The 6254-nt window shown below is 39.8% G+C and carries 6 protein-coding genes; 2 read left to right on the top strand and 4 right to left on the bottom strand.

The features are described from left to right. Window positions 1-150: 150 nt before the first annotated feature. Both AACU95_RS06755 and AACU95_RS06750 read right to left on the bottom strand, forming a co-directional pair. Window positions 151-420: a type II toxin-antitoxin system YafQ family toxin gene (locus AACU95_RS06755; RefSeq protein ID WP_004246360.1), complete on the bottom strand. Its 270-nt coding sequence runs from the start codon at window positions 418-420 to the stop codon at window positions 151-153. Then, window positions 421-669, bottom strand: coding sequence for a hypothetical protein (locus AACU95_RS06750; RefSeq protein ID WP_004253075.1), 249 nt, complete (start codon window positions 667-669; stop codon window positions 421-423). It abuts the gene before it with no gap. A 172-nt stretch (window positions 670-841) separates the two neighbouring features. On the opposite strand from AACU95_RS06750, the gene rep reads away from it, so the two are divergent. Next, window positions 842-2863, top strand: coding sequence for a DNA helicase Rep (rep, locus tag AACU95_RS06745; RefSeq protein ID WP_004249673.1), 2022 nt, complete (start codon window positions 842-844; stop codon window positions 2861-2863). Window positions 2864-2937: 74 nt separating this feature from the next. Here rep and gppA read toward each other — a convergent pair whose 3' ends face one another. Together gppA and rhlB are read right to left on the bottom strand one after the other, a co-directional pair. Beyond that, window positions 2938-4446, bottom strand: a complete 1509-nt coding sequence (gene gppA, locus AACU95_RS06740; protein ID WP_161737207.1) for a guanosine-5'-triphosphate,3'-diphosphate diphosphatase — start codon at window positions 4444-4446, stop codon at window positions 2938-2940. Between the two features lie 3 nt (window positions 4447-4449). Then, complete coding sequence (gene rhlB, locus AACU95_RS06735; RefSeq protein ID WP_004246356.1) at window positions 4450-5748, bottom strand: ATP-dependent RNA helicase RhlB; 1299 nt, start codon at window positions 5746-5748, stop codon at window positions 4450-4452. 119 nt (window positions 5749-5867) lie between these two features. Here rhlB and trxA point away from each other — a divergent pair, with 119 nt between their 5' ends. Then, window positions 5868-6194, top strand: coding sequence for a thioredoxin TrxA (gene trxA, locus AACU95_RS06730; protein ID WP_004246355.1), 327 nt, complete (start codon window positions 5868-5870; stop codon window positions 6192-6194). Window positions 6195-6254 lie beyond the last annotated feature (60 nt).

The raw sequence follows: 6254 nt of genomic DNA, 5'->3' as shown, positions 1-6254 counted from the left end.
GATTCAGACATCAGTCTGAACGCAGTAGGGATCCACGTCCTTTAGGGCGTGGAGGATGTCAATATCTTGAAATAGATAGTTTAGAAAAATAAGTGCTAAATATATTTTAAAAAGATAAAACCACATATCTATCAATTTGATATGTGGTTTTTATTTAAATAAATCAGAATGTGAGCCAGTTCTGTCAAAATGAACAGTATCATTGTCTATTTTATAAATAAGTAGCCAATCAGGTTCGATATGAAGATCTCGACGAGGCTTCCAGTTTCCTGTTAATGGATGATCTTTCAATTGAGCAGGTAGTCGTTTTCCTTGCACTAATAGTAATATAATCTCTTTTAGTTTATTAATATCCTTTCCTCGCTTTTCTGCGAGTTTTAAGTCTTTTTTAAATTGTCCTGAATAACTCACTTTTCGCATTTAGATATCCAATTTTTTGAATAAATCATGGGCATCTTCAGCATAAAAAACATCATCACCTTTATCTGTTTTTGCAAAAGTGTTTAATGTTTTTTCATTTGGTTGTGTTTGATTACTTTCCACATAAACTCGAATGAGATCTCTTAAGATTTGAGAGGCTGGTCTGTGTTTATTTCGAGCTATTGCAACAAAAGCCTCTTTGAGCTCTATATCAACTTTAGTGGCTATTAATTCGCTTTTTATACTCATAATATACACCTCCATATTTGTTTGAATATTATACAAAGTAAAACTTTATTAAACAAGGTTAAACTTCCTTTACCTAGAGAAATAAAGCTCAAAAAACTGAACCATTTTCCTATGCGCTTTCTGCTACAATGACTCCCCGTGATATTCTTGGTTAATGAAGTTTGGAAAAAGTATGCGATTAAATCCCGGTCAGCAAAAAGCAGTTGAATATGTGTCAGGTCCTTGTCTGGTCTTGGCGGGAGCCGGCTCGGGTAAAACACGAGTGATAACCAATAAAATTGCTTACCTTATTCGTCAATGCCGTTATTCTGCTAAGCAGATTGCTGCGGTGACTTTTACCAATAAAGCGGCGCGTGAAATGAAAGAGCGTGTTGCTCAAACATTGGGAAAACAAGAGGCGAAAGGATTAATGATCTCGACCTTCCATACATTAGGATTGGAGATTATTAAGCGAGAATACAAAGCATTAGGCATAAAATCCAACTTTTCTTTGTTTGATGATCAAGACCAATCCGCATTATTAAAAGAATTAACGGTAGATTTATTAGAAGAAGATAAAGATTTGCTATCACAGTTAAAGAGTCAAATCTCTAACTGGAAAAATGACATGCTTACACCTGAGCAAGTGATTGGTAGAGCACAATCGCAACAAGATCATACTTTTGCCGAGTGTTTTCGACGTTATGAGCAACATTTACTAAGCTGTAATGTATTGGATTTTGATGACTTAATCAGTAAGCCTACCTTGCTATTACGTACTAATGAAGAAGTCAGGGCGCGCTGGCAACAGCGTATTCGTTATCTGCTGGTGGATGAATATCAAGATACCAATACAAGCCAATATGAGTTGGTGAAATGGTTAGTGGGCGAAAGAGCCCGTTTCACTGTGGTGGGGGATGATGATCAGTCTATTTATTCATGGCGTGGTGCGCGTCCCCAAAATCTGGTGCTATTGCAAAAAGATTTCCCACAGCTAAATGTGATCAAACTGGAACAAAATTATCGGTCATCAGGGCGTATTTTAAAATCAGCTAATATTTTAATTGAAAATAATCCCCATGTATTTGAAAAACGGCTGTTTTCAGAATTAGGTTATGGGGATGAGCTACGAGTATTAACCGCTAATAATGAAGAGCATGAAGCTGAGCGTGTAGCGGGGGAACTGATTGCCCATCATTTTATTAATAAAACTAATTATAAAGATTACGCAATACTCTATCGAGGTAATCACCAGTCGCGTATTTTTGAAAAGTATTTGATGCAAAATCGCATTCCTTATCGCATTTCGGGTGAAACCTCGTTTTTTTCCCGTGAAGAGATCAAGGATATTTTGGCTTACTTAAGAGTGATCACTAATCCGGATGATGATGCTGCATTCTTACGTATCGTCAATAAGCCTCGTCGTGAAATAGGCCCGATGACTATCCAAAAGTTGGGGGAGTGGGCTAAAGTCCGTGATAAAAGCTTATTTAATGCTTGTTTTGACTTGGGATTAAGCCAAACGTTAACAGGGCGAGGTTTAAGTGCATTACAGGCTTTTTCACAGTGGATGGCGCGAATTGTACAACAATCAGAGCGTGAGCCTTTGCTTGCTGTACGTGATTTGCTTCATGAAATGGATTATGAAAGTTGGTTATATGAAACCTCTAGTAGCGCGAAAGCGGCTGAAATGAGAATGAAAAATATTAACCAGCTTTTTTCTTGGATGAGTGAAATGCTTGAGGGGGATGAGCTACATGAACCCATGACGCTCTCTCAAGTGGTCAACCGTTTTACTCTGCGCGATATGATGGAGCGTGGCGAAACCGATGAAGAGTTAGATCAAGTGCAATTAATGACACTTCACGCCTCAAAAGGACTGGAATTTCCACATGTTTTTCTGGTTGGCATGGAAGAGGGGATCTTGCCTCATCAAAGTAGTATCGATGAAGATAACGTTGAAGAAGAGCGGCGTTTAGCTTATGTCGGTATTACTCGAGCACAAAAGACATTAACTTTCACATTATGTAAAGAGCGACGTCAATACGGTGAATTAATTCGTCCAGAGCCCAGTCGTTTTCTATATGAATTGCCTCAAGACGATCTCCATTGGGATACCAATAAAAAGAAAGTGTTAAGTGCTCAAGAAAAGCAAGAAAAAGGGCAAAAAGGGGTCGCTGGGCTTAAAGCGATGTTGGCGAGACATAAACCTTAGCTGTCTGTCAGTAAAAAATAAAATCCCTTACTTGCATGATAAGTAAGGGATTATTTTGAATCTAGTTAGACGTTTTAACCTATGCGTGAGTTATTTTGCTCTTCAAGCATTAATGGCCAATGAACGTAGCTTTGTAACTGCATCTCTTCATGAAGATTTTCCGCACGTAAAGGATGTTCAGCAATCCATTGATGTGGCAAGGTAATGATTAATTTTTCATCTTCAGTACGTAAACGCAGTGCAGGTAAAGTATCATCACGACGACGACTGGCAAAAATAATTGCTAGGCGAAGTAAACGTACCAAGCGGTATGCTTGATTTATCGGTAGCGCATTTTGCTGATTCAAAGGTGCGAGATCGATAATCCCCTTCTGATTTCTTAAAAATGAGGCGATTAAACGTCGTTGCGCGGGTGTATAACCAGGTAAATCAAGGTGAGAAACTAAATAACTGGCATGTGAAGGCGCTTGGCGAAAATCAACACTTAAGCCGATTTCATGTAAGGCACAAGCGCTGGAAAGTAGCTCTCGACAGCGATTATCTAATTGCCAACTTTTACTGACTTGAATGAAAAAATGCTCTGCTAATTGTTGAACACGATGGGCTTGCTCAATATCAATTTGGAAACGGCGCTGAATATTACGCAAAGTACGTTGACGAATATCTTGCTCAATAGGTAAATGCAACATACCGTAGACTAAGCCTTCACGTAGTGCACCACCGGCTAAGATCATATTTTCAATATGCAGGGTTTCAAAAATAGCGATCAGAATGGCTAATCCGCTAGGGAAAACAAGCGCTCTTTCGAAAGTAAGGCCTTCGATTTCTAACTCTTCAAGCTTGCCACACTCAATGGCTTTTTGTTTCAGTCGCTCTAATTTAGGTAAGGTAATTAATTCATCCATTCCTTGAGCAATCATGATCTCTTGTAATGCTTGAACGGTGCCCGATGCCCCCACACAAACCTGCCAACCTTGTTGGATAAGTTTTTTTGCCACAGGTGCAAGGATAGCTTTTGCTGCCTGTTGTGCTTGAGCAAAGTTTTCTTCTGTTAATGAGCGATCGCTAAAATAGCGCTCTAGCCATGTTACACAACCCATGCTCAAACTCATTAGCTGTGTTGTTTTAGCCCCCGTACCGGTGACTAATTCTGTGCTACCGCCACCAATATCTACCACCAAGCGCTGTTCTGCACCACCCGTTGTATGGGCAACACCACGATAGATAAGGCGTGCTTCTTCCTCACCACTGATAACATGAACCGTATTGCCTAATATTTCAGACGCTTTAGCGACGAAAATATCTGCATTTTTAGCAATACGTAAGGTCGCAGTTGCAACGACTCGGATTTGTTCTGCGGGAATATCTCTGAGATATTCAGAAAACAGTCGCAAGCATTGCCAACCACGCTCCATAGCCTGCTCTGACAGCTCGTTTTCTTTATTTAGGCCAGCAGCAAGTCTGACTTTACGTTTAACGCGAGATAATACTTGGATAGATCCCGCGATTTCACGAACGACTAACATATGAAAGCTGTTAGAGCCTAAATCGATAGCAGCATAAAGTGATGAGGATTTCAGCATAATTTATGAGTGACTCGGGCGTTTATTACGGTTATTACGTTGAGTATTATTTCCTCTACGAGGTGCCGAATTATTACGACGAGGCTGACCTTGACGAGGACGATGACGACGTTTTGGCTCAGGTAAATCAGTTAATAATGCATCACTGTTATATTTACTAACAGGAATAGCATGTTGAATATAGGTCTCAATCGCCGGTAAATTCAACGCGTATTCTTCACAGGCTAAGCTAATAGAGTTACCACTTTTACCCGCACGTCCAGTTCTACCTATACGGTGTACATAATCTTCACAGTCATCAGGTAAATCATAGTTAAAGACATGTGTTACAGAAGGTATATGAAGACCACGAGCTGCAACATCGGTTGCCACAAGAATATCAATATTACCTTGGGTAAAATCTTCTAGGATACGCAGACGTTTTTTCTGTGGCACGTCACCTGTTAATAGACCTACGCGGTGTCCATCTGCGGCAAGATGCGCCCAAATATCATCACAACGATGTTTGGTGTTAGCAAAAATAATACAGCGCTCTGGCCACTCTTCTTCAATTAAGGTTTGCAGAAGACGCATTTTTTCTTCATTAGAAGGATAGAACAGCTCTTCTTTTATGCTAAACCCAGTTTTTTGTTCAGGTTCAACTTCTACATATTCAGGGTTATTCATCTGCTCGAAAGCTAACTCTCTGACACGATATGAGAGTGTGGCGGAAAAGAGCATATTCATACGCTCTGCGGCATTTGGCATGCGACGGAATAACCAGCGAATATCTTTAATAAAGCCCAGATCGTACATTCTGTCTGCTTCATCAAGTACGACAACTTGAATAGCGTTAAGATTAATGTGACCTTGTTTTACATAGTCAATTAAACGGCCCGTGGTACCGATAACGATATCTACACCGTTATTTAATACTTTAAGTTGTTCGTCATAGCCATCTCCACCATAGGCTAGACCCATTTTAACACCAGTGCTTTGTGCTAAAGGTTGTGCATCTGTATAAATTTGCACAGCTAATTCGCGCGTTGGCGCCATAATCAGTGCACGAGGTTGATTCTTTTCATGCCCTTCTTTTGCAGGGTGAGTTAAAAGATAATGAAACGTCGAGGTTAAAAACGCCAACGTTTTTCCTGTTCCTGTTTGGGCTTGCCCAGCAATGTCATGACCTTTCACAGTGATAGGTAACGTCAATGCCTGAATTTGTGTACAATTAGAGAACCCTTTTTTCTCAAGGGCTTCTATCACTTTTGGATGCAAGGCGAAGTCGGAAAACTTCTTTTCTGTCAAATATGTTTTGCTCATAATGTAATAGAATATCAGTTATAGGTTGCATTACAAAAGGATATCCGCTGAAATGCTGATAGTCTTTTGTTATTTAATGTTACACTGGTACGGTCAATATTATTCTTTGGAGTAGAACAATGAGCGATAAAATCCTTCACTTATCTGACAACACATTCGATGTTGATGTATTACAAGCAACCGGCCCCGTGCTCGTTGATTTCTGGGCTGAATGGTGCGGCCCATGTAAAATGATTGCTCCTATTCTAGATGAAGTTGCAACAGAATACGCGGGTAAATTAACAGTTGCGAAGCTAAATATCGATGAAAACCCTGCGACAGCACCAAAATACGGTATTCGTGGTATCCCTACACTGATTTTATTCAAAAATGGTGCAGTTGCTGCGACTAAAGTTGGTGCATTGTCAAAAACTCAATTAAAAGAGTTCTTAGACGAAAATATCTAATTTGATTTAAAGCACCAAAATAACGAAGGACGTTTAGATCTTGTTGGTATTTCTGTTACT

This window comes from Proteus sp. G4415 (assembly GCF_963896075.1).
Taxonomy (GTDB): Bacteria; Pseudomonadota; Gammaproteobacteria; order Enterobacterales; family Enterobacteriaceae; genus Proteus; species Proteus mirabilis.
Note: the sequence above shows the minus strand (reverse complement) of the source record. Positions and strands in the feature narration are given on the sequence as shown.

Excerpts from the sequence above, each read along its gene's own strand:
- AACU95_RS06755 (WP_004246360.1), bottom strand. The coding sequence starts at position 420 with ATGCGAAAAGTGAGTTATTCAGGACAATTTAAAAAAGACTTAAAACTC.
- AACU95_RS06750 (WP_004253075.1), bottom strand. The coding sequence starts at position 669 with ATGAGTATAAAAAGCGAATTAATAGCCACTAAAGTTGATATAGAGCTC.
- rep (WP_004249673.1), top strand. The coding sequence starts at position 842 with ATGCGATTAAATCCCGGTCAGCAAAAAGCAGTTGAATATGTGTCAGGT.
- gppA (WP_161737207.1), bottom strand. The coding sequence starts at position 4,446 with ATGCTGAAATCCTCATCACTTTATGCTGCTATCGATTTAGGCTCTAAC.
- rhlB (WP_004246356.1), bottom strand. The coding sequence starts at position 5,748 with ATGAGCAAAACATATTTGACAGAAAAGAAGTTTTCCGACTTCGCCTTG.
- trxA (WP_004246355.1), top strand. The coding sequence starts at position 5,868 with ATGAGCGATAAAATCCTTCACTTATCTGACAACACATTCGATGTTGAT.